Origin of the sequence: Bradyrhizobium sp. (assembly GCF_049691595.1) — a bacterium.
Taxonomy (GTDB): Bacteria; Pseudomonadota; Alphaproteobacteria; order Rhizobiales; family Xanthobacteraceae; genus Bradyrhizobium.
The window spans coordinates 1-2,146 of record NZ_JBAVNZ010000119.1; the positions used below are offsets into that span (position 1 = coordinate 1).

At 63.2% G+C, this 2,146-nt stretch carries 2 protein-coding genes; both read left to right on the forward strand.

The annotated features are described in order from the left end of the window. Positions 1-449: 449 nt before the first annotated feature. A complete protein-coding gene (locus WCE35_RS05345) occupies positions 450-1,598 on the forward strand; it encodes a thiolase domain-containing protein (protein WP_424592304.1) in 1,149 nt (382 codons plus the stop codon). Then, positions 1,598-1,987 (forward strand): Zn-ribbon domain-containing OB-fold protein, encoded by a 390-nt coding sequence (locus WCE35_RS05350; RefSeq protein WP_424592305.1) that lies wholly within the window; start codon positions 1,598-1,600, stop codon positions 1,985-1,987. Before WCE35_RS05345 ends, WCE35_RS05350 begins: the two co-directional genes overlap by 1 nt. Positions 1,988-2,146: the final 159 nt, after the last annotated feature.

Genomic DNA, 2,146 nt, shown 5'->3' on the forward strand with positions numbered 1-2,146 from the left:
ATGCTGAAGCGTACGGCGAAGTCGTGTGGTCCTGACGCCTCAGTGGTTGGCGTCAAGTCTGCGGAAGGCAAGTCGGCCCGACCGGGCGCGGATGAGCCAGCTATCCGCGGGCGACGGAGACAACAAAGCCCGATTCTCCGGGGAGAGCGCGAAGTAAGCCGTAAAACCATTGCGCAGGGAATGTCGGATTGCCTCCGCTGAACCTGTATGCTCGTGTGCGCATTCTTCGCACAATCTTGCACACGAGACCGCGGGTGCAGCGCGCATCCGGCATTCCCTGCGCCCTCTGTTTTCGAGGGGCGAAGAATACTTGCACAACTCGGGCGCGTCGCGCCGCGAGAGCGGGGTGTCATGCCCGTCTCGCCTGGCGGAATATTTCGGCGCTTGCCAAGGCCGCCCCGACAGGCCAGAAAAACGCTTGCGAACAAGAAACGCCAGCGGAGAACGATTTGACCATCAAGGGCAAGGCCTACATTGCCGGGATTTTTGAGCATCCAACCCGGCACGCACCCGATAAATCCACCGCACAATTGCATGCCGAAGTCGCCAGGGGCGCGATCGAGGATGCCGGCCTGACCAAGGCCGATATCGACGGTTATTTCTGCGCCGGCGACGCCCCGGGCGGCCTCTGGCCGATGGTGGATTATCTCGGGCTGAAAGTGCGTCACGTCGATTCCACCGAGACCGGCGGCTGCTCCTATCTGATCCATCTCGGCCACGCGGCCGAAGCGATCGCCGCCGGCAAATGCAGGGTCGCGCTGATCACGCTGGCGGGCAAGCCGCGCACCGGGCCGATGCCGCCGCGCGCGGCCGGCGCCGAAGCCGATTTCGAGGCGGCCTACGGCGCCACCACCCATAATGCCTACGGCATGTGCGCCATGCGCCACATGCACGACTATGGCACCACCAGCGAACAGCTCGCCTGGATCAAGGTCGCGGCCTCCCATCATGCGCAACACAATCCGCATGCGATGCTCAAAGACGTCGTCACCGTCGAGGACGTGCTGAACTCGCCGATGATATCGGACCCACTGCGTCGCATGGATTGCTGCGTCGTCTCGGACGGCGGCGGCGCGCTGATCGTCACTACGCCGGAGATTGCAAAGAGCCTGAAAAAGCCGCTGGTGCGGCTGATCGGCCATGGCGAGGCGATGAAGGGCCCGCGCGGCGGCAAGGATCTCGACCTCACTTATTCGGCCGGCGTGTGGTCCGGTCCGCGCGCGTTCGAGGAGGCGGGCGTGACGCCGAAGGACATCAAATACGCCTCGATCTATGACAGCTTCACCATCACGGTGCTGATGCAGCTCGAGGACCTCGGCTTCTGCAACAAGGGCGAGGGCGGCAAGTTCGTCGCCGACGGCAACCTGATTTCCGGCGTCGGCAAATTGCCGTTCAACACCGACGGCGGCGGCCTCTGCAGCAATCATCCCGTCAACCGCGGCGGCATGACAAAAATCATCGAAGCGGTGCGGCAGTTGCGCGGCGAAGCGCATCCAAAGGTGCAGGTGAAAAACTGCGACCTCGCGGTCGCGCACGGCACCGGCGGACTTCTGGGCGTTCGCCACGCCGCCTCGACCTGCATCCTGGAGCGTGCGTGATGGCAGACAGCAAGAAATATCCGGCGCCGGTGACCAACCCCGAAACCGCGCCGTTCTGGGACGCGGCGAGAGCGGGCAGGTTCATGATCAAGCGCTGCATCGCCTGCGGCGAGCCGCATTACTTTCCGCGCTCGATCTGCCCGTTCTGCTTCTCCGAGCAGACGGTGTGGGAGCAAAGCTCCGGCGAGGGCACGATCTATACCTTCAGCCTGATGCGCAAGTCGCCGACCGGCCCTTATGCGATCGGTTATGTGACGCTGAAGGAAGGTCCCTCGCTGCAGACCAACTTCGTCGACTGCGACCTGGAGAAACTGAAGATCGGCCAGAAGGTGAAAGTGGTGTTCAAGCCGACCGACGGCGCGCCGCTGCCGTTCTTCACGCCGGTGTAGCTTTAATCCTTCTCCCCTTGTGGGAGAAGGTGCCTTCGCGCAGCGAAGGCGGATGAGGGCTCTCTATCCACGGAGAGATGTTTATCCGCGGAGCCAACCCCTCACCCAAGCGAGTTTGTTGCCGATGCGGGTGATGCCCTCTCCCGCAAGGGGGAGAGA